A 19,960-nucleotide genomic window follows, 5' to 3' on the forward strand; every position below is an offset into this window, starting at 1 on the left:
GGTTGCGACAGCACGGTAACGCTGAATCTGGTGGTGAACTTATCGACCACCATTGTCACCCAGCCAGGTAACGCATCGGTCCTTATAGGTGATAACGCCAGCTTTGCGGTATCGGCAAATGGCACAGGTGCCCTGAATTATCAATGGCAGGTAAATACCGGCAGCGGATTTGTAAATATTTCCAACGGAAGCGTGTATAACGGGGTCGATGCTGCTACACTCAACATTACCAATGTTCAGCCCGGTATGAACAGTTACCTATATCGTTGCATTGTTACAGGCGCTTGTGCACCATCAGCAATCACTAACGATGCCCAATTGACCGTAAGTAAACGTCCGCAGACAATCAATTTACCTGCCCCCGCAAATGGCAGCGTGGTTACTGTTACTTACGGCGATAATCCGTTCAGTGCGGCGGCCACCGCAAGTTCAGGTTTGCAGGTAAATTATAGCAGCAGTAACAATGCCGTAGCTGTCATCGATGCTAACGGGCAAGTAAGGATAACGGGAGCAGGTTCGGCATTAATCGCCATTGAGCAGCCTGGTGATAATATGTATGCAGTTGCTCCAACGCTGCTATTTAATGTTCATGTGAATAAAAAAGACCTGTATGTGCAAGGCGACGATAAATCAAGACCATATGGTGAAGCAAACCCTGCACTTTCAATGACCTATACCGGGTTTGTAAACGGAGAGGATGCTTCAGTGATCACAGAGCCGGCCATTGCTACTACAGTTGATATAACTACCAACCCGGGTACTTACCCCATAACATTAAGCGGGGGAGCGGCAGTTAATTACAACCTGGTAATTACCAACGGAACATTTACGGTTACAGGGGCGCGCGTGTTTATCACTGAACACCCGCAGAACCAGCAGGCTTGTGAAGGAAAACAGGTTTCGTTCACTGCTAAAGCAACTGCCGCGAGTATATTGGTAACAATTGCCTATCAGTGGGAAGAAAGTAATGATGGCAGCAACTGGCAGCCTGTAGCCGGGGCAACCGCTGAAACCCTCACTATTGATGCAACTGCCGGCCGTTTTATACGTTGTGTTATTCTGGCGCCAGGCACACAGGACCCAACCGGGGTGGCTTTCTTTACTGTGAATCCATTGCCCGGTGTATGGGCTACTAAATCGAACGATCTTGATTGTAATGTAGCCAGTACAAAACTAAATGCCGGCGGCGCCGTAACCTATGCCTGGTCTCCTGTTACCGGATTAAGCAACCCCCATATCCCTAACCCGGTGGCTTCGCCTGCAGACGACATAACGTACACGGTAACGGGAACCGATGCAAATGGCTGTAAGAATACAGACAATGTCCGCATCGGGATATTAACCGTTAAGTCAGGAGAAAATGTAATGGCAAATGCTTTCACTCCCAATGGAGACGGTAAGAATGATTGCTTCGGCGTCAGGTTCTGGGGGGTAATACAAAAAATCGATTTCACTATATATAACCGGTTTGGCCAACGTGTGTTCATCACTACCACACCCGGCGCCTGCTGGGATGGCCGCTTTAACGGTGAGGCGCAACCATCTGGAACGTATGTGTATGCTATAAAGGCAATTACAAAGTGCGGTATTATTGAACGAAAAGGTACAGTTACCCTTATAAGATAGGTTGTAGCTTTTTAAATATAATAATTAAAATAAGTGCAAACCATCTTCCTGCCGGGGGGTGGTTTTCAGTTAGCGGCTATCTGCAGCGTATTTCAGAATGATGTTTGGGCCGCAAACTGTTCAAAAGATGGCCGCCCCGTTTTACGGGGGCGGCTTATGAAATTTTTCAGTAATTATTGCCCCACAGGTCCGTTCTTCCAGTACTTAACATTTTTCCAACGCGTCTCCGACCGTGACCCGCTGATATTGTAAACACCGCATTTGAAGTAATGGGTGGCATTGCCACGGTCGGCATAATTTCCCTTCAGTGTATTGTTGATATACACATAGATCCTGCCGTTGTCGGCATCATGCTGTACGTTCACGTGAATCCATTTGTTGTAAGCGCTGGTCATTAACGTTTCATTGTCGTATCGTTTAATGGTGCCGCCGCTGGCCGAATGTATTTTCAGCATAATGGCCGTTGCATGGGTAGAACCGCCGAACACCTGCATAATATCGGTGCCTTTAGAGCCGGAAACGATATATACATCGCCTTCAAACTGGTGCCGGCCCGATGTATAGTTATTATTCATGCGCAGTTCTGAGCGCGGCCCGGTAGAACACCCTTCATACTGGCATTCATCATCGGGATAGATCCAGAAGCGATGTTCTCCGCCTGAATAACTATAACGGCTCGATTGGGAAAGGTTCCACGGCGTTTGAATATTATAGGTATAGGATGTTTGCGTCCAGCCGCTGGTTGGATTGGCTTCGGTGTTTGCTTCCCTGCCTGAGATCGCCGCATCGTGTTGTGCAGCGGACGTTGCCGTTTTTCTACAGCTAACATACAGGAATGAAACAATAAGTAACAGGAATGACATGTGCATTAGGAACAGCATGTATTTGCTGCCCTTCGATTGTTGATAATTCATCTGGCAAGTTTTTAATGATTAGAGAAAAATGGTATCGTTAATAAAAGGTAAGCAATGCAGGAAGGAGAAGGATGTGGTGAATTGGCATTTTATTCGGTTAAGTTGGCTTGTCATGTGGCAATAAGCCGCAGGGTGGGGGTCTGATTTTTGCAGAATTGATGAGGCATTTTGAGTATGTGCAAATGATAATCAGTCCATAATAAAATCAACATGTTATGAAAGTAAAAGCATTTCTGGTAATAGCCGGCTTTATAGCAATTTTAACATCCTGTGGCGGCGGCTCGCCAAAAGGCGATGATGCTACGATACAGGAAAAACAGGAAACGTCAGAAGCGACGGGAACGCAATTTGCGGTCGATACAAATACTTCAACCATTCGTTTTATCGGTTACGGCGTTGGTAAGAACCATCCGGGTAAATTCAAAATTTCTTCGGGTACGGTAGCACTTGCCAACAATCAGATCACCGGTGGCAGTTTCACGATCGATATCAAATCGATGGACCTGGAACAAAAAGGCGGCATCTTCGATTCAAAATTACGTCCGCACCTGATGAGCGGTGACTTCTTCGATGCCGATAAATTCGGAACGGCAAAGTTCGAGATTACCGGTGTTCAGCCATACACGGAGAGCGGGTCAGATACATCTGTTGTAGCAGGCGCCAACTATATGGTAAGCGGTAACTTTACACTGAAGGATGTTACAAAGAATATAAGTTTTCCTGCGAAGATCGATCTCGACGGTAATACATTAAAAGCGAAGTCGAGCTTCGTTATCGACCGTACGCAATGGCAAATGCGTTATGGTAATGATAAAACGCTGGGCGATAAATTCATTTCAGAGAAGGTAGATGTTGAATTGGATCTGGAAGCCAAAAAGCAGAGGTAACGTAAATGAATAACGAAATAAAAGAGGCATCAGGCAAATGGCTGCTGCCTCTTTTGTTTTAATTGGTTTGTATTAACGAACCGGTTCTCTCAATATCGTTTTTAATTTTTCAGGTGATGTTTTTCTGAAATCAGACAGGTAGATCTCGTGATGAAGCCCGTTTCTTGCCAAATTGTTTTGTTCTGTAAAAGCGGCAATCTGCAACAAGGATTCCGGCTCAGTTGAAAAAGGCCCAACGTGTAACATCTGAACACATTTTCCTTCATTCATGGTAAAGTGTTGCACCTGGCCGGCCAGTTGTATGTTCTTCTTACTAATAACTGTTTGTTTCGCTGCCTCAATGTCTCCGGCCATTACAAAATCGGGCATCCTGATGAGTAACCGGTACTCCCATTCGCTTCTTGGTACTTCAGTGGCGGCGGTTTTTATATTCTTACCGGGAAACCTGGTTTCATCGAACCACCACAAACCTTCGAGTTTTGAAACTACAAAGTCCATGTTTTGGGCTTTGTACACAAACTCTATGGTGTAAGCCGTGGAGTACAACGCCTCAATATTTTTTGCAAAAGCCGGGGCCGAAGGATCGCCTTTTCCCGTAAGCGAAATAAAATGAGCTTCACCGATGTTTACCAGTTCTGGTTTTGGTTTGGCGGTGAAATAGGTTTTGAATGCTTTCGTAAGATCGAGTTTATTCATTTTTTCCGGTTTTGTTCGTGCTGCAAAAATGACGGTACCTGCTGACAACCTTATGTCAGCAGGAATATAAAACTTATGAGAGGTTTTCTTCAAGGGTTTTTCGCTAAGGGTTTTCCCCACTTTAGCATTGTTTAGCAGCTAAATGGAAAATTGAAAACAGGTGATATATGATTTTTATTGTAATTTCAACGCTTCTGATCATATGGTGAATGCTGGCCCCTGATTACGAACAATATACCGACAATTATTTACTGCAACAGCTCTCGCATAACGACCAGGCTGCATTTACCGTCATCTACCAACGTTACTGGAATTCACTGTTCAGGGAAGCCATGAATGTGTTGCGTTCGCAAAAAGAATCGGAAGATTGCGTGCAGGAAGTATTCGTTTCCTTATGGAAGCGAAGGGAATCCCTTTCTGTAACCACATCACTGGGCGCTTATTTACATACTGCCGTAAAGTATAAGTGTATAGATATCATTGAACGGGATATGATCCGCGGGGGATACCTCGAAGATTTTACCAGCTACATGACCGGGCAGCAATCCCTGCCTTCCGTTGAAGAAGAGATGTATGCCCGCGACCTTGCCGCGAATATCGACCAGGTAATGGATAAAATGCCCAATAAAATGCGGGAGGTTTTCCGGTTGAGCCGGCAGGAGCACCTTTCGCACCGCGAAATTGCCAACCGGTTACACATCTCGGAGGAGACGGTAAAAAAGCAGATCTACCTGGCGCTTAAAATTTTAAAGTCGCATTTGGGCGATGCCTCCCTCGCTATGCTCATCGCCGCCACCTTTATTTGCAAATGATCTAAACATTTCAGGTTGTTGTTAAAACCGGAAGGGAAGACATGCAGTTTTGTATGCCTTTGATTATCCGGCAGGTACGGCTTATTGTTGTTGCATGTATGAAGGCATCAAATTTTTTTTTTAAGAAATTGTAAATTCTTCTACCACCACCTTCTCTTTTTTCCGACATAATATCAAATACCTGCCATATTTAATTTAACCTTAACCTTAAATGAATGATTGAAAATGGATGCTAACCAATTCAGCGATCTGTTAAAACGCTATCAGCTTGGAACCTGTACCGAAGAGGAAAAGAAATGGGTGGAAGGCTGGTACAGTGAACGGCGCAACAACATATACAACCCGTTGACAAACGAGGAAGAAGCGCTTGCCGGCCAAAGGATCTACAGCAACGTAATGACTGTGCTTACATCTGAACCTCAGAAAAATGTAGTACCACTTTGGCGGCGCCCCGGCGCCTGGTGGGTAGCTGCCGGTACACTATTATTCATGGCCACCACCTGGTATTTTGTAATGAACGACAAACAGGTGACCACGCAAACGGTAGAAGTACAAAAGCCGGTTATTCAGACCACAGTGGTGCCGGGTGGAAATAAAGCGGTACTAACACTGGCCGATGGGTCAACGATCGTGCTCGATAGCGCAGCCAATGGCGCGCTTACCCGGCAGGGCGCAACCATGATAATGAAGAAACAGGATGGTGAACTGGTATATAAAACGGAAGGCAGGCATGGGCAACAGGCTGTTGCCATGAACACTATCAGCACCCCCCGTGGCGGCCAGTACCAGGTTATATTACCCGATGGCACCAAGGTATGGCTGAATGCTGTTACCGCATTGCGTTTCCCGGCCAGCTTCACCGGTAATGAGCGGGTAGTTGAGCTCACAGGTGAAGCTTATTTCGAGGTGGCGCATCAGTCATCATCGAATGGAAAGGGAAACCGGCCTTTTGTTGTAAATATTATTACCGCAGCCGGTGAAAACCGGGTAGAAGTGTTGGGTACACACTTCAATATCAAGGCATATAATGACGAAACTTCCATCAAAACAACCTTGCTGGAAGGTTCGGTAAAAATGAGTGGCCTGAAGGGACAGTACCTGATGAAGCCGGGACAGCAGGCGCAAATTGATCGCAGCGGTAAAATGGCATTGGATGAAGATGCCGACGTAGAGGAAGCCGTTGCCTGGAAAAATGGGCGCTTCCAGTTCAACAATGCAAATGTTGAAGCGGTTATGCGCGAAATAGCGCGGTGGTACGATGTGGAAATAGAATATGTGGGAAAAGTGCCGGATGAAAAATTCGAAGGTGAAATACCACGCAACAGTAATATCACCGAGGTATTTAAAATTCTGGAACTGAGCAATGTGCATTGCAAAATAGAAGGTAAAAAAATTAAGGTGCTGCCATAAGAGAAAACGGGTGCTACACCCGGGGACCATTAGTGTATGTAACTGCGAAAAATTGATTATTAACCAAAACTCAACCAAAACAAACACACGATGAAAACCTGACCAAACTATTCATTGACTGCCTTACATAACAAAGCCGGAAGCGCTGGAACGCAACCGGCCTAAATGGGCAAACTCTGTAAAAGCGTCGAAACTGTTATTTGTTTACCCAATTTTAAAAGTATGATTTTTACCATTCTTTGCCAAGTGGTACTGCGTCGCCGTGGTATACCACAACGGGCAAAGTCCAAAACTATTCTGGTTATGAAGTTAACCGCTGTTTTATTGTTGGCGGGCTTCTTACAGGTTTCTGCAGCGGGATTTTCGCAAACTGTTACCGTTTCAAAGGAAAACATCCCATTGCAGCAGCTTTTCAGGGAAATAAAGAAGCAAACAGGGTACGTGTTCTTTTATAACATGCGACTGTTAAAGAAAACGCATGCTGTAAATATCGACGTAAAGAATAAGCCGCTAAAAGAGGTGCTGGATCAGGTCTTTATTGCGCAACCTGTAACATACAGTATTGTGAATAAAACTGTTGTGGTAAGCGAAAGAGCTGCTCCGCCGCCCATGCCAATTGGTGAAACAAAGCCCGATACGGTGCCGTTGCTCGAAGTGCATGGCAAGGTGGTCGATGAAAGCTCGGGCACACCGGTTGTGGGCGCCAATGTAGTGACAAAAGGCAATCAATTCGGTACTACAACCGATGTAAACGGTGCTTTTACCATTAAGGCGAAACGTGGCGCGGTACTCACCATCAGTTATGTGGGTTTTGAAAATCAACAGGTAACTGTAAAGGAAAATATGCAGTTATCGGTAAAGATGAAAAACAGCAAAACGCCCATGACCGATGTGGTGATCACCGGTTACCAGCAGATCAAAAAAGAAAGTTATACAGGAAACGCGGTTACCGTAACAGGCGATGAACTGAAGCGGGTGAATCCGATAAATATTTTACAAAGTATACAGGCATACGATCCTTCCTTTCAGGTACAACAGAATAACTTATTCGGTTCAAACCCCAATGCGCTTCCCAATGTAAATATTCGGGGTTCGGCTTCATTGCCAACAGGTTCCGAAGGGGTGTTAACCCGCAACAACCTGGCCGGTAATGTGAACCTGCCCACTTTTATTCTCGATGGTTATGAAGTTGGTGTTGAAAAAGTATACGATATGGATGTGAACCGCATTCAGTCGATCACCATCCTTAAAGATGCGGCTGCCACAGCCGTATATGGTTCCCGTGCCGCCAATGGCGTATTGGTGATCACCACCAAGGCGCCGGCAGAAGGAAAGCTGCAGGTGTCGTACAATACCGATCTTACAGTTAATGCGCCCGATCTTACCGGTTATAGTGTATTGAACGCAGCTGACAAACTGGAATATGAAAGACTGGCCGGGTTATATGAGGAGGGTTTCGGTGGAATAACCAGAGATGATCTGGAGGAGATCTATTATAAAAAGTATTCGAATGTAATAGCCGGTGTGAACACCTACTGGTTGTCGCAGCCGGTAAAAACTGCCTTTGCACAAAAGCATTCCATGTATATTGAAGGTGGAAGCGGCGCCATTCGCTACGGTATCGATCTGCGTTATCAAACCCAGCCGGGTGTAATGAAGGGATCGGGCCGCAACAGGTATGGCATTGGCAGTGAGCTTACCTATACCCCTAACAGAAGGTTTACATTCAGGAACAAACTTACCATTACCGGGGTAGATGGTACCGAATCGCCCTATGGCAACTTCTCCAACTATGTAAGAATGAACCCCTACTACCCTAAAACCGACTCTGCAGGCCATATTATTCAGGGGGTGGACGAATGGCTGGTAGATACCAAACAACAGAATAATCAGTATGTGATCAAAGCGGTATTGAACCCGTTGTATAACTCAACACTCAGCAATTTTAATAAGAACAAGTATTTCGAGATGATCGATGCGTTTTCCGCCGACTGGACAATAACCGGCGCCTTTCGGTTACGCACATTGATTAGTGTTACCAAACGTAAGTACAATACCGATATCTTTACTTCGCCGCGCGCCAATGAATTCTATTTTTATGATGCCAACCGGTTAAAAGAGCGCGGTAGTTATTTTTTTAGCAATACCGATGAAACGATCCTCGATGGGAATGCTACATTAAACTATAACAAACAACTCGGCGATCATTTCCTCAACCTGGCGGCAGGCGCAAATATCCGCAATTATACCAGCGATTTCAAAAGCATGACCGCTATAGGGTTTTCGAACGACCGGTTCACCAATATTGCCTTTGCCAACAGCTATGCACTGAATAGTTCTCCCTTTGCCGATTACCAGCTCGAAAGGTTGTTCGGTTCATTCGCTTCACTGAACTATTCGTACAGAAATAAGTATATGGCCGATCTGTCGGTAAGGTTAGACGGTTCTTCCAAATTCGGAAGTGAAAATAAAACAGCGCCATTCTGGGCCTTTGGCATTGGCTGGAATGCGCACAGGGAAGGTTTTTTACTGAACAGCGCTATCAGCATGTTGAAGCTGAGAGCAAGCGTTGGCCAAACAGGTTCGGTATCATTCCCTGCATATCAGGCAAAAACAACCTATGATTATTATACCGGCAACTGGTACTCAACCGGCATCGGGGCTGCGGTGAACAATTATGGCAATGAGTCACTGAAATGGCAAAAGACCGATAACTATGAAGTAGGGGTGGACCTCGGATTGCTGAACGACAGGATATTTGTCAGTGCAAGGTATTACGAAAAAATAACGCATGGATTGTTGGCCGATGTCATTTTGCCCCCCTCAACCGGTTTTATCTCCTATAAGGAAAACCTCGGCGATATGAAAAACACCGGCGCCGAGCTGAATCTTAAGGGTACGGTATTTAAAAACCGCGACTGGACGGTGAACCTTACCGCCAATATGGCCCGCAATAAGAATGTAATACTGAAAATTTCCAACGCACTGAAAGCATACAACGACAAAGCCGACCAGGAGCAGATAAAGGATGAATATAAAGCAACACCATTATTGCGCTTCAACGAAGGCCAGTCATTGAATACTATTTATACAGTACGGTCAATGGGTATCGATCCTGAAACCGGAAAGGAAATATATATAGACAGGAATGGTAAATATACCTATGATTATAATGTAAGGGATATAGTGCCGGTTGGCGACAATACGCCTAAAGCTTATGGTTTTTTTGGCGGCAATATCGGGTATAAACGCTTTTTATTGAATGTGAACTTCTACGGCCGCTTCGGGGGTAAAGAATACAATCAAACTGTGGTTGACCGCATCGAGAATGCCGATCCACGCGATAACGTAGACAGCAGGGCGCTGTCGCAAAGATGGAAACAACCGGGCGATAAAGCATTGTATAAGAACATTGCAGAAATAGGCCAGTCGAGAGCCAGCGAACGGTTTGTGCAAAAAGACAATGTGCTGGAACTGCAATCGGTTTACCTGTCGTACGATTTTGAAAATGCCATTTACAGCAAACTGGCTATGCGAAACCTGCGGGTGGCCTTTACCATGAACGACATTGGCCGTTGGGCAACTATGCAAACAGAGCGGGGGATTGCTTATCCTTTTGCCAGAAGTTTTACATTTTCCATTCAAACAAGCTTTTAAATCTGTGGTATGAAAAATATTATCTGGATCGCGGTTATATTACTCGGATTGTCATCGTGCAAAAAATGGCTCGATGTAACACCGGTATCGCAGGTGCCCGAAGAAGACCTGTTTAAGACCCAGGAAGGTTTTGAAGAGGCAATTAACGGTGTGTATACGATTTGTACCCATATGAACCTGTATGGGTACCAACTGAGCACCGGTTTTCCTGAAGTGCTGGCGCAGAACTACAGCTGGCCGGGTGATGATTTGCTGAACTTTAAGCAAACCAGCCAGTACAATTATAAAGATCCCTATTTTATTGCCCGCAAGGATACTGCCTGGACCCGTTTGTACAATGCCATAGTAAACTGCAATCTTATTCTTAAAAACCTGGAAACGAATAAGGATGTGCTGCCGGCCGACCGGCAGGCGCTTATAAAGGCGGAAGCCCTGGCTTTGAGAGGATATTTACATTTTGACGTGTTGCGTTTGTTTGCGCCTTCTTTCAAGAACGGCGCGGGCATAAAGGCAATTCCTTATGTTACTGAATTTTCGAATAAGGTTACTCCGTTGTCGACTGTAACGGAGGTGTTGACAAAGATCATAACAGACCTGGAAGAGGCTAAAAACCTGATACGGCCTGTTGATCCTATTCTTACAGCTGAATACATTCCCAGCTATCCCGACGATGCAGACAAAGTTAATGAGCCCGATGTAATTCCTGAAGAAGAACGGTCGGGCAGTCTTTTCCTGCAGAACCGCCGGCACCGCCTGAATTATTATGCCATTTGCGGTGAACTGGCAAGAGTGTATTTGTACCAGGAAAAAAACAGTGAGGCGTTGGCCAATGCGCGCGAAGTGATCGAATCAAAGAAATTTCCGTGGACGACATTTAAATATTTCTATGAGCCAGACCCCAAATACAAAGACCGCATAATGTACAAGGAGCTGCTGTTTGGCTGGTATGTGCCGAATATAAAGGATACGCTGGCCAGGCGCTTCAACAGCGGAATTTCTGGTTTTATTATAGAGGAGAATGCCGCAAATGTTTTGTATGAGGCGGGAAGTTCGGGCGGTGATGACTGGCGTTATAAGAACTGGTTTATTCCCGGTGCCGGCTCCGGAACTATCAAGTGGTATGAATTGCAGAAATACAAACGCGATTTCGAGCGTAACCTCCATTACCTGATGCTGCCTGCCATCAGGCTTTCTGAAATGTATTACATAGCTGCGGAAGCTGCATACGATTCCGATCCTGCCGGGGCAGTTGACTATTTAAATCTGGTGCGGCATAACCGTGGTTATATTGTTGATCTTACCGTGTCGGATAAGGCCACATTCATAGATGAACTGGTAAAGGAGGCCCGCAAGGAATTTTATGGCGAGGGGCAGATCTTTTTTATGTACAAAAGATTGAACAGGAACATACCAACCCTGTTGGGCGGCAGCACCCCCGCTTCTGACAAGATCTTTGTAATGCCGCTTCCTGACAATGAAATTGAATTTGGTAACCGTTAAACAACAGCATCCGTTATGAAGAAGATTGCAATTATTTTACTGGCGGCTGTTGCGCTGATGACAGCCTGCAAGAAGCAGCAGATAGACAGCTTTCATGGGAACGAGAATTTATATTTCGATATAGGTATGGCTGGTTTTAGGGACAGTGTGTTATACACCTTCGCTAAATTTCCCGGAAAATCAAAAGATACGGTATTCATCCCTGTAAGAGTGGCCGGAAACCGTATAGGAGATAAGGACAGAACCTATTCTGTAAAAGTGATCGACACGGCATCTACCGCGCTGCCTGGTATACATTATCAACCGTTGCAGGCTGATTACCTGTTTGCGGCAGGTTATGGTATTCAGCGGTTGCCCGTAGTGGTGTATAATACCGATACTAACCTGCTTAAGCAAGCCGTTACGCTTAAACTGGAAATAGTGCCCGGCGAGGATTTCAATGCCGAACTCACTAAGCTTATTACTACCCGTATAGTGTTTTCGGCCAAGCTCGAAAAGCCCAACTGGTGGGATATGTGGCTGGGTGGTTATTATTCAACTGTAAAGCACCAGCTGTTCCGCTTGTCGGCCACTACCGACGACCTCACTACCGCCGGTATAGATGCGCCTAAGAACCTGTATTTCGTTGATAAACTGAAAGCATTGCTCACCAGCCCTGCTACCTGGGTAGCCAATAATCCCGATAAAGGATATGTGTTCAGTGTAAGGTCCGATGGTGACTATGATTTTTATGACGCAGGTACTCCCGATAAGAAGTTCCTGTATAAGAAAGATGCGGCTACCGGTAAGTATTTTTTCATGGATGAGAACGGTATTAAAGTGATTTAGGTTAACTGCTTAAAAAGAAAATTGAATGAAGCGATTAATATTGGTTACGCTTACAGCCTTTGGGCTGCTTCAGCTGGCCTGTTATAAGGATAAAGGCAATTACGATTATAAGGATATTGCGATACCGGAAATAACAGGTTTAGATTCATTGTATAAAGTTTTTTTAGGTGATACGCTTATCATAAAACCAACTGTAAGGTCGGCCAATGCCAGCGCCACATTTACTTACGAGTGGCGGGTAAACTTTCCTAAAAAGTTTTCAGATACTACTTTGACCGGTTTTCCGTTTAACTTCATTTTCTCGCTTGAGCCCGACGATTATGATGCAAGGTTGACGGTTACCGATAATTCAAACGGAATGAAATACTTCCGCTTTTTCAGGATCAGGGGCCAAACACAATTTTCTGTAGGTTCCCTGGTGCTAAGCCAGGAAGGAAATACATCACAGCTAAGTTTTGTAAAGCCCGATAGTACTGTATTGCCCCGTATTTATAAGGCATTGCATGGCGTTGATTTGCCGGGGAAACCACTACAGGTGATAGATATGATCCATAAGTTTATTTCACCAACGCCGGCCCTGGGTTACTGGATTACCGGCAGTGGAGTGCCCGATGGCGGAGTGCGTTTGAACAACAATACCCTGTTGCAGTACAGTACGCTGCGTAAAAACTTCTTCGATATGCCGGCAGAAGCAAAGCCCGGTTATCTCGAAAACTCTACCAATGGTGTTTTACAGGGTGTTATCAATGGTAAATTATACGTGGGCGCTTCACAAACCTTTTATGGCAGTGACGTATACGGTATGTTTGGGGTAGCGGTTCCCGGCGATTATGAATTGTACCACCGGGCTGCCTTCAACAGCGTAATGCCCTACTTTTTAGGGTACGACATCAACCGCAAACAGGTGGTGGCTTTTACCAATTTTGGTATTCCTGCCTATGCAGGTACGGGTTACCAGGTTTCAGACGTAGTTGCATTCGATCCCCTCAGCGTAGGGCTCGATCTCATCCATTTTCAACAGATCAACGACAACAACTGTTTTGCCTTTGGCAAAGCTGCAGATGGAACACTATATGAAATAAAATTTGGGGCTGCCTTTGTAGGAGTGGTGAAATTATCGCCGCTGTACAAACGTGCATTTCCACAGCCTTCATTGATAACGCCAACCACTAAATGGGCGGGTTCTCAGGCTGAGGTGTTTTATTTTACTTCCGGCGATAAAGTGTATCGGTACAACCCAACCAACCAGGACCTGAGAGCGCTCACAACCGATTTCGGTGGTAAAGCAGTTTCTATGGTTAAGCTTGCCGATAATGATAATACATTGATCGCTGGTGTTGAAGGCGCTGTTTATTATCTCGATATCAGTACCGGTAAGTTTGGTGACGTTATCAGGAAGTATGAAGGTATACCTGGTTCACCTGTTGATGTTATAAAAACAAAATAATCTTATAATAATAATTAATCGTTAGATGATTACAACCTCCATGAGACCATTCTTCCTGAAAGCGGCATTATGCCTGTTGATAACGAACAATGCCCTGGCTCAGAAAAAAGCGCCGCAATTTCTGATCAAAGCAAAGATTGCAAATTTTACCGATAGCCTGTTGTTCCTGAATTACGGCACGCTGAGTGCATCATCGATCGATTCGGCTGTGGTTAAAAATGGCGTCTTTACTTTTAAGGGGCATGTAAAAGAACCGGCTGTCGCCATGATCTTTACAAAGAATTTCAAAGTGAAGATCGACCTGTATCTTGAAAATTCAAACATCGCTGTGGAAGGCGATGCAAACTCACAGTTCAAATATAAAGTGACCGGTACCGGAACTACAAAGGAATATGAACAATTGAATCAGCGGTTTATGGATAACCGCATCCGGACCGTTGCGCTTTTTCAAAAGGCATATGACCTGAAGAATGCAGGCGATACTGTTGCTGCGAAACAATTGCAGGCCCGGGCCGACAGCCAGTATCAATGGGAGTATAAGGCAAGGCATGAATACATTGCAGGGCATCCGAAGAGTTATATCTCCGCGTTTGAACTACTGGGCTATACTACCACAATTACCTTGAGCAACAGCATAAAGTTGTTTAATGGGCTCGATGCCTCTATCAAAGAATCAAATATAGGAAAGGAGATCGCTGCACGCATTGAACTGTTAAGTAAAGTAGAGGAAGGCAAGCCTGCGCAGGAATTTACCCAAAGCACACCCGATGGCAAACCGGTTACCCTTTCTTCCTATAAGGGCCGTTATGTATTGGTTGAATTCTGGGCAAGCTGGTGCGGTCCCTGCCGGGCAGAGAACCCCAACCTGCTGAAACAATACCAGCTATACAACAATAAAGGATTCGATATTCTCAGTGTTTCGCTCGATAATAACAAAGATAACTGGCTGAAAGCAGTTGAAAAGGACGCGCTGCCATGGACCCAGGTTTCTGACCTGAAAGGCTGGAGCAATGAAGTGGCCGTGCTGTATGGCATCAGGGCTGTGCCAGCCAGTTTTCTGATCGATCCGGCCGGGAAAATAGTTGCTACAGGGTTGCGCGGTGAAACGCTGAATAAAAAACTGGAAACGCTTTTCGGACAAGTCCCCGCTAATTAAAATCCAATTTGAAGAACGCAAATGATGAGCGCTTGATGCGGAGTGAAAAGTGTTGAATGGGTATGTTGGTCAACGATCAGGACGTTGATCGCATTCCGCCAACTACATGAAGCTCACACCATCAAATTAATCACCGATTAGAGATTCGTAAATCTGCTCAGGCGTCCCGATGTATCGGGACGCTTTTTTTGTGTAAAAGCGATGTTGTGAATAACTACCTTCAAATTCCGGTAATAATGCATTTATGCTTTCGTTTGGGAAACTGTACCTTAAATCGGATCTTATGTTAACTATAGAAGAGTTCGCTCAAAACTTCGGCGGCAAACCTGTTCCGGGGTCGCTGGCGAAACTGGTAGATTTTCAGAACGAAACCGAATTCGGAAGTTATTGCAAAGGGTTCGGCCTGGTTTATGACGATAAGAGCGGGCTCGAGCATGGCTGGTCAATGAACCCTGATTTTCTTGAAAAATTAATGCCTTTTGCCCGCGCCACCGCCGGCGGTTCTTTTTATGCTTTATGGCAATATGAGGATGGCATAGCGCCCGATGAATTCCCGGTTGTACTTTTCGGCGATGAAGGCGGTGAGTTTGTTGTGGCCGAAAATATTCAGGCCTTTTTACGCCTGCTAACGCTCGATACGGAGCCCATGACCTACCGGCACGCCAGTTATTATAGAGACGAAGACGATGAATCAACTGAATACTCAGGAGAGTTCAGGAACTGGTTGAAAAAGAATTTTAACCTCGATGCCATAGATGATGAAAATATTGTGCTGGCGCCTGCCATTGAGAAATACCAGCGCCGGTTCGATGATTGGATAGGGAGGTACCTGGGAAAGAATAAATAGTTTTTTGCTGAAAAATAAAAGGTATGTTATCATGATCGATGACATACCTGTTTTTTAAATGGTTGGTTTGTTTTTGAGTTTTAAATCAGGCTGCTAAACATATAAAATAGTTTTCCTTCTTAATCGCTTTACTTCCACCGTTAACCGCCCCGTGTTTGAGATTTTTGCCGCTTTCTTTTGTCACGAGTCACTTGGAATTGTTTATGTAATATATACCAATGTAATACAAGCAGGAAAGCGCTTAAACAGGCCTGTTTTTCTTCCTCTTTGTTTGCTGCGATTTATTTCCGTTCTCATTTGTTCGGCTGCGTTTACGGGTACGCCTGTAAGCGAAGGATGTCTTTTTCTTTTTAAAAACCTAAAATAGAATGATCATGAAAAAGAAAGCAATTCTCTTTATGATAGCGATCGTTATCGCTATTACCGGAACGAATATTTTTGCCAAACAAACAACCACACTTACGCAAAAGGTGAAACCGGCACTGATTAATTATGCATGGTATGCAGATGAAGATTTTATGGTTCCTGTTGGTACTCATTCCGATATAAATGTAGAAATGAACCGCTTGCGGAATTTGTTCCCTTACAATATATTCAGTGCAACGCCTTTTGGAATGTTGAACCCTTATGAATTTGGCTACAACGAATACAGCAATACGTCAATTATCTACAGCGATCTTTAACTAAACTAGTATCCTTTATTTTGAATTAAGGCAGGATTTAAGTTTACCTCTTTGCCTGGGATCGGCCATTGCAGGGCGGTAGTTTCCCATTCGGGCTTGAATGTATCAAGTACTTCATCTGCACGGTTTACAAAATTTCCCGGCAGGGTATGGGCTTCGAATCGATTGAGATCGAACCAGCGATGCCCCCATTCGGCGAAGAGTTCTATCCGGCGTTCCTGTTCAAGCGCCAGCATTGCAGCATGTTCAGAGCTAAATCCGGCTATTGGAGCAAGTCCTGACCGGGTACGGATCTTATTCAGATCGATGGCGGCGCCTGTTAAATTGTTTTGCATTATACGGGCTTCTGCACGAATAAGATATTGTTCGGCCAACCGGAGTACCATATTGTATTCAGTATAGGGGGCGCCATTATTTTGTTTGTATTTATACGGGTAATAATACTTTGAACCGTTATAGGTTGTGTTATTTACCCATTCCCGGCGTTTATCATTTGTTTCAAAAGCATTTAGGAGTGACCTGTGAATATTGAAAGTAGGTGGTTTGCCGGTTTGCGGAATAAACGTAGCGCCTTCCGCTGAATTGTAAATGGTAAAGGGCAGAAATTGAAGTATAGCTTCCTTACTGTCTGACAAAAACACCTGTAGCACGTTGGACTCTAAATTGTAGTAGTGAGATTCTATCAACTGGGTTGCTGCTTTTTCAGCGGCAGCCCAGTCTTTTTTATACAGGTAGGCCCTTGCCAGCAATGCGGAAGCTGCAAACGAGTTGGCGCGTACTCTTTGATAGGGTTTGTCAACTGAAGTAAAATATGTTAACAGATGCTGTGCGTCCTGCAGGTCGCTGATGATCTGGTCGTAGATCCTGTGAATTTCGGTTCTGCCCATTTTTGCATTGGCAGCAAAATCAGTGATTGTAATTAGGGGAACTTTGCCGAATAAATTAACCAGGTAGTAGTAATTCAATGCCCGTAGAAAGTAGGCTTCGCCGGATAACTGGTTGCGTATACTGTCGCTAAGCGATGAGTTTTTTAGTCCCTCTATTACGTCATTACATTGATAAAGGGTGCTGTATAATTTTGTCCAAATTGCCTGTACCGTCGGGTTATCGGCTCTAAGTGTATTAGTAAGAAAAGGTTCATATTCTTTCATGATATCAGGCTGGGTAAGTTCATCGCTATAGATTGCGCATAGCCAGGTTATTTGTCCGTGTAATGGCCCGAATGATTTCATGATTTCCCGGTAAATGCCAACGACGGCTTCCCGCGCAAGCGTATCGTTGTTGTATACTTTTTCCGAGGTAGTTCTGTTGGCCGGAACGCCCGGATTCACCAGCTTTTTACAACTGATAATGATAATGCAACATGATGCAATTAAAAAGCCGGGTAATAAATTGTAAAATTGTCGGTTCATGATCTGCGATTAAATGGTTATTGAAAGGCCGAGGGTAATGACTTTTAAAACAGGAAGTGTAAGGGGATTGCCAATTTGTGGATCGGTTCCCTCATAAGAAGTGATCATCAGCAGGTTTTCTCCGTTTGCATATAGTTTCAATCGGCTTATTCCAACTTTTTTGGACAGCTTTTCCTTTACCTCCCAGGTAAACAGTATATTCTTTAACAATGCATATGAGGCGTTAACAAGTTTTGCGTTGGTGTTGGTCCAGTTGCGAATGGAAGTATTGATCTGGCTGGTGCTTTTTGTTGAAAATTTTTGCCATTGGGTTGGGTTATTTGGATTTTGCCAATGGTTAGCCAGATCAGCAGGCTGGTTCATTAACAGATTATTATTACTTCTGCCTGGCGCCAGCAGGTTGTACATATAGTACATATAGTGATTTGTTTTTTTAACTGTAAAGATCCATGTAGCCTGTAATTGAATGCTATGGTATTTGAAGGTTTGTGCCAGTCCACCCATTACTACCGGGTCATGGTGACCCGCTATAAATTCGGAAGAATCTGCAATTGTATACATCCCTGTATTGGGATTGATACCGCCAAACCGGTAAACTTTTTCCACTGTAAGCGACTCTCCAACGATCAGGCTTTTATTATAGATAGAATGATCGAGGTTGGGGAACTTCAGCAGTTTATTCTTTTGCGTTGAGAGGGTGGCCCTTGCGTTATAATAAGCATGTTTCCATTTTTTCTGGATGTTTACTTCAAACTCAAAGCCGCTGTTCTCTACTTCCGCCGGAAAATTATCTGTGATCGATGTGAAACCGGTTTGAGAAGGGATGGGATGGTTGACAAGTTGATTGGTGGTCCGGTTGCGATAGAAGAGAACCAAAAGTTCAACGATCCCTTTAAATAAACTGGCTTCGATCGCAATATCCAGTTTTCTGCTAAGCACCCATCGATAATCCGGATTTGCCAGGGCAGATGCAGCAATTGTTGAATATCCCATGTATTGCGGGTCTGTAGTTCTGGTATAATCGTTAAGATACCCGTAATCTCCGATCTGGTCGCTGCCAGTTATGCCAAAACCTGCCCTTAGTTTTGCAAAGGTTACAATCCGCTGCGATGTGTCTTGCTTTTTTATGGTATAACCGGCACCTGCAGACCCTAATTTTGCCAACCTGGCATTTTCTCCAAACCGCGATGATTCATCGAGCCGAAAAGTTGAATTAAATTGAAACCGGTCGAAGAGCGACATGTTTATCCGGGCAAACCCCGATACATACCCATACTTTGAATTTCCTGATCTTATTTCCGAGGTTGTATGCGGTCCTGGTATTCCTAACGAGTCATCGTGGGTAAAGCCTCCCTGTTCGTTGATGAGATAGTCATTTTTTTGACTAAAAAGAGAACCACCTGCAATGCCTTGTAAGTTAAATTTTCTGGACCGGCTTTTATAATTATACTCTAATTGTGGATTCAGGTCAAGCACCTGGCTTTCGTTGCTACCAGTTGTTAACATACCGGTTGAGGGCCGGGCCGGATTTTTTGCACTCTTTGGCCATCTGGCTTCTTCATGGGTTGAGATCCTGTTGTATCCTAAAGAGATCTCGGCTTTTAATCTTTTTGAAATTTTATATTGTGAGTGGGTATGAATTAATGTATTGCTGCTGTTTAGCCGGAGTGTGTTCCTTAAATAACTTATAGGGTTAAGAAAGCTGATATTATTATGTGTCCACTTTAAGGTGCCGTTTTCGTTATAGAGCTCAGGGGCATGAGGTACCAGCAGCAGCACATTCATAATATTATCAGTTATCCAGTTGTTTTGGGTGCCTGTGGCAATAGCTGTAACACCCGCAAGTAATTTGTTGTTTTTTGAATTATAGGAGATATCGCTTGTTAACGAAAATCGTTTGAGATAAAGATCACCCGGCAACACGGTTGATTCATAGTGATAACCTCCGTTGATATAATACCTGAATAAATTGTTGCCATTAGATAAAGTAACGTGATGGTCGGTGATCCTGGCGGTACCCCCCAACAGCCATTTTTTCCAATCTGTATACCGCGTAGTATCCAATGCTTTCAGGTCCGGTGCCAA

General features: G+C 44.5%; 15 protein-coding genes. 11 read left to right on the forward strand and 4 right to left on the reverse strand.

Annotated elements, in window-relative coordinates; all coding sequences use genetic code 11:
* A partial coding sequence (locus A4R26_RS15450) for an MBG domain-containing protein (RefSeq protein WP_133054691.1) occupies nt 1–1,626 on the forward strand: 1,626 nt, incomplete at its 5' end.
* A 173-nt stretch (nt 1,627–1,799) separates the two neighbouring features.
* Here the strand turns inward: A4R26_RS15450 and A4R26_RS15455 are convergent.
* Nucleotides 1,800–2,540 carry a polysaccharide lyase family 7 protein gene (locus A4R26_RS15455; protein WP_081164647.1) on the reverse strand — a complete coding sequence of 247 codons (741 nt, stop codon included), beginning with the start codon at nt 2,538–2,540 and terminating at the stop codon, nt 1,800–1,802.
* A gap of 215 nt (nt 2,541–2,755) precedes the next feature.
* Here A4R26_RS15455 and A4R26_RS15460 point away from each other — a divergent pair, with 215 nt between their 5' ends.
* Complete coding sequence (locus A4R26_RS15460) at nt 2,756–3,427, forward strand: YceI family protein (RefSeq protein WP_081164648.1); 672 nt, start codon at nt 2,756–2,758, stop codon at nt 3,425–3,427.
* A 72-nt stretch (nt 3,428–3,499) separates the two neighbouring features.
* On the opposite strand, the gene A4R26_RS15465 is transcribed toward A4R26_RS15460, so the two are convergent.
* Entirely contained in the window at nt 3,500–4,123 is a 624-nt protein-coding gene (locus A4R26_RS15465; RefSeq protein ID WP_081164744.1) for a GyrI-like domain-containing protein, read from the reverse strand.
* A gap of 209 nt (nt 4,124–4,332) precedes the next feature.
* On the opposite strand from A4R26_RS15465, the gene A4R26_RS15470 reads away from it, so the two are divergent.
* The 9 genes from A4R26_RS15470 (at nt 4,333) to A4R26_RS15510 (ending at nt 16,463) form a co-directional block, all read left to right on the forward strand.
* Nucleotides 4,333–4,935 carry an RNA polymerase sigma-70 factor gene (locus A4R26_RS15470; protein ID WP_081164649.1) on the forward strand — a complete coding sequence of 201 codons (603 nt, stop codon included), beginning with the start codon at nt 4,333–4,335 and terminating at the stop codon, nt 4,933–4,935.
* Between the two features lie 225 nt (nt 4,936–5,160).
* The gene (locus tag A4R26_RS15475) at nt 5,161–6,345 is read left to right on the forward strand and encodes a FecR family protein (RefSeq protein WP_081164650.1); all 1,185 of its coding nucleotides are present in this window, start codon (nt 5,161–5,163) and stop codon (nt 6,343–6,345) included.
* A gap of 303 nt (nt 6,346–6,648) precedes the next feature.
* Nucleotides 6,649–10,002, forward strand: coding sequence for a SusC/RagA family TonB-linked outer membrane protein (locus A4R26_RS15480; RefSeq protein ID WP_081164651.1), 3,354 nt, complete (start codon nt 6,649–6,651; stop codon nt 10,000–10,002).
* A 9-nt stretch (nt 10,003–10,011) separates the two neighbouring features.
* Nucleotides 10,012–11,502 (forward strand): RagB/SusD family nutrient uptake outer membrane protein, encoded by a 1,491-nt coding sequence (locus A4R26_RS15485; protein WP_081164652.1) that lies wholly within the window; start codon nt 10,012–10,014, stop codon nt 11,500–11,502.
* A gap of 15 nt (nt 11,503–11,517) precedes the next feature.
* The gene (locus A4R26_RS15490) at nt 11,518–12,330 is read left to right on the forward strand and encodes a DUF4843 domain-containing protein (protein WP_081164653.1); all 813 of its coding nucleotides are present in this window, start codon (nt 11,518–11,520) and stop codon (nt 12,328–12,330) included.
* A 25-nt stretch (nt 12,331–12,355) separates the two neighbouring features.
* Complete coding sequence (locus tag A4R26_RS15495) at nt 12,356–13,777, forward strand: PKD-like family lipoprotein (protein ID WP_081164654.1); 1,422 nt, start codon at nt 12,356–12,358, stop codon at nt 13,775–13,777.
* Nucleotides 13,778–13,817: 40 nt separating this feature from the next.
* Complete coding sequence (locus tag A4R26_RS15500; protein WP_165760287.1) at nt 13,818–14,933, forward strand: AhpC/TSA family protein; 1,116 nt, start codon at nt 13,818–13,820, stop codon at nt 14,931–14,933.
* A gap of 283 nt (nt 14,934–15,216) precedes the next feature.
* Complete coding sequence (locus A4R26_RS15505; RefSeq protein ID WP_133054692.1) at nt 15,217–15,780, forward strand: hypothetical protein; 564 nt, start codon at nt 15,217–15,219, stop codon at nt 15,778–15,780.
* 374 nt (nt 15,781–16,154) lie between these two features.
* Nucleotides 16,155–16,463 carry a hypothetical protein gene (locus A4R26_RS15510; protein ID WP_133054693.1) on the forward strand — a complete coding sequence of 103 codons (309 nt, stop codon included), beginning with the start codon at nt 16,155–16,157 and terminating at the stop codon, nt 16,461–16,463.
* 5 nt (nt 16,464–16,468) lie between these two features.
* Here A4R26_RS15510 and A4R26_RS15515 read toward each other — a convergent pair whose 3' ends face one another.
* Both A4R26_RS15515 and A4R26_RS15520 read right to left on the reverse strand, forming a co-directional pair.
* Nucleotides 16,469–17,875, reverse strand: a complete 1,407-nt coding sequence (locus A4R26_RS15515) for a RagB/SusD family nutrient uptake outer membrane protein (protein ID WP_081164658.1) — start codon at nt 17,873–17,875, stop codon at nt 16,469–16,471.
* Between the two features lie 9 nt (nt 17,876–17,884).
* On the reverse strand, nt 17,885–19,960 hold the full coding sequence (locus tag A4R26_RS15520) for a SusC/RagA family TonB-linked outer membrane protein (protein ID WP_081164659.1): 2,076 nt from the start codon (nt 19,958–19,960) through the stop codon (nt 17,885–17,887).

The organism is Niastella populi (genome assembly GCF_002078015.1).
GTDB classification, from domain to species: Bacteria; Bacteroidota; Bacteroidia; order Chitinophagales; family Chitinophagaceae; genus Niastella; species Niastella populi.

What these genes read in the sequence shown, in the direction of transcription:
- A4R26_RS15455 (WP_081164647.1), bottom strand. Translation starts at nt 2,540, where the DNA reads ATGAATTATCAACAATCGAAGGGCAGCAAATACATGCTGTTCCTAATG.
- A4R26_RS15460 (WP_081164648.1), top strand. Translation starts at nt 2,756, where the DNA reads ATGAAAGTAAAAGCATTTCTGGTAATAGCCGGCTTTATAGCAATTTTA.
- A4R26_RS15465 (WP_081164744.1), bottom strand. Translation starts at nt 4,123, where the DNA reads ATGAATAAACTCGATCTTACGAAAGCATTCAAAACCTATTTCACCGCC.
- A4R26_RS15470 (WP_081164649.1), top strand. Translation starts at nt 4,333, where the DNA reads ATGCTGGCCCCTGATTACGAACAATATACCGACAATTATTTACTGCAA.
- A4R26_RS15475 (WP_081164650.1), top strand. Translation starts at nt 5,161, where the DNA reads ATGGATGCTAACCAATTCAGCGATCTGTTAAAACGCTATCAGCTTGGA.
- A4R26_RS15480 (WP_081164651.1), top strand. Translation starts at nt 6,649, where the DNA reads ATGAAGTTAACCGCTGTTTTATTGTTGGCGGGCTTCTTACAGGTTTCT.
- A4R26_RS15485 (WP_081164652.1), top strand. Translation starts at nt 10,012, where the DNA reads ATGAAAAATATTATCTGGATCGCGGTTATATTACTCGGATTGTCATCG.
- A4R26_RS15490 (WP_081164653.1), top strand. Translation starts at nt 11,518, where the DNA reads ATGAAGAAGATTGCAATTATTTTACTGGCGGCTGTTGCGCTGATGACA.
- A4R26_RS15495 (WP_081164654.1), top strand. Translation starts at nt 12,356, where the DNA reads ATGAAGCGATTAATATTGGTTACGCTTACAGCCTTTGGGCTGCTTCAG.
- A4R26_RS15500 (WP_165760287.1), top strand. Translation starts at nt 13,818, where the DNA reads ATGAGACCATTCTTCCTGAAAGCGGCATTATGCCTGTTGATAACGAAC.
- A4R26_RS15505 (WP_133054692.1), top strand. Translation starts at nt 15,217, where the DNA reads ATGTTAACTATAGAAGAGTTCGCTCAAAACTTCGGCGGCAAACCTGTT.
- A4R26_RS15510 (WP_133054693.1), top strand. Translation starts at nt 16,155, where the DNA reads ATGAAAAAGAAAGCAATTCTCTTTATGATAGCGATCGTTATCGCTATT.
- A4R26_RS15515 (WP_081164658.1), bottom strand. Translation starts at nt 17,875, where the DNA reads ATGAACCGACAATTTTACAATTTATTACCCGGCTTTTTAATTGCATCA.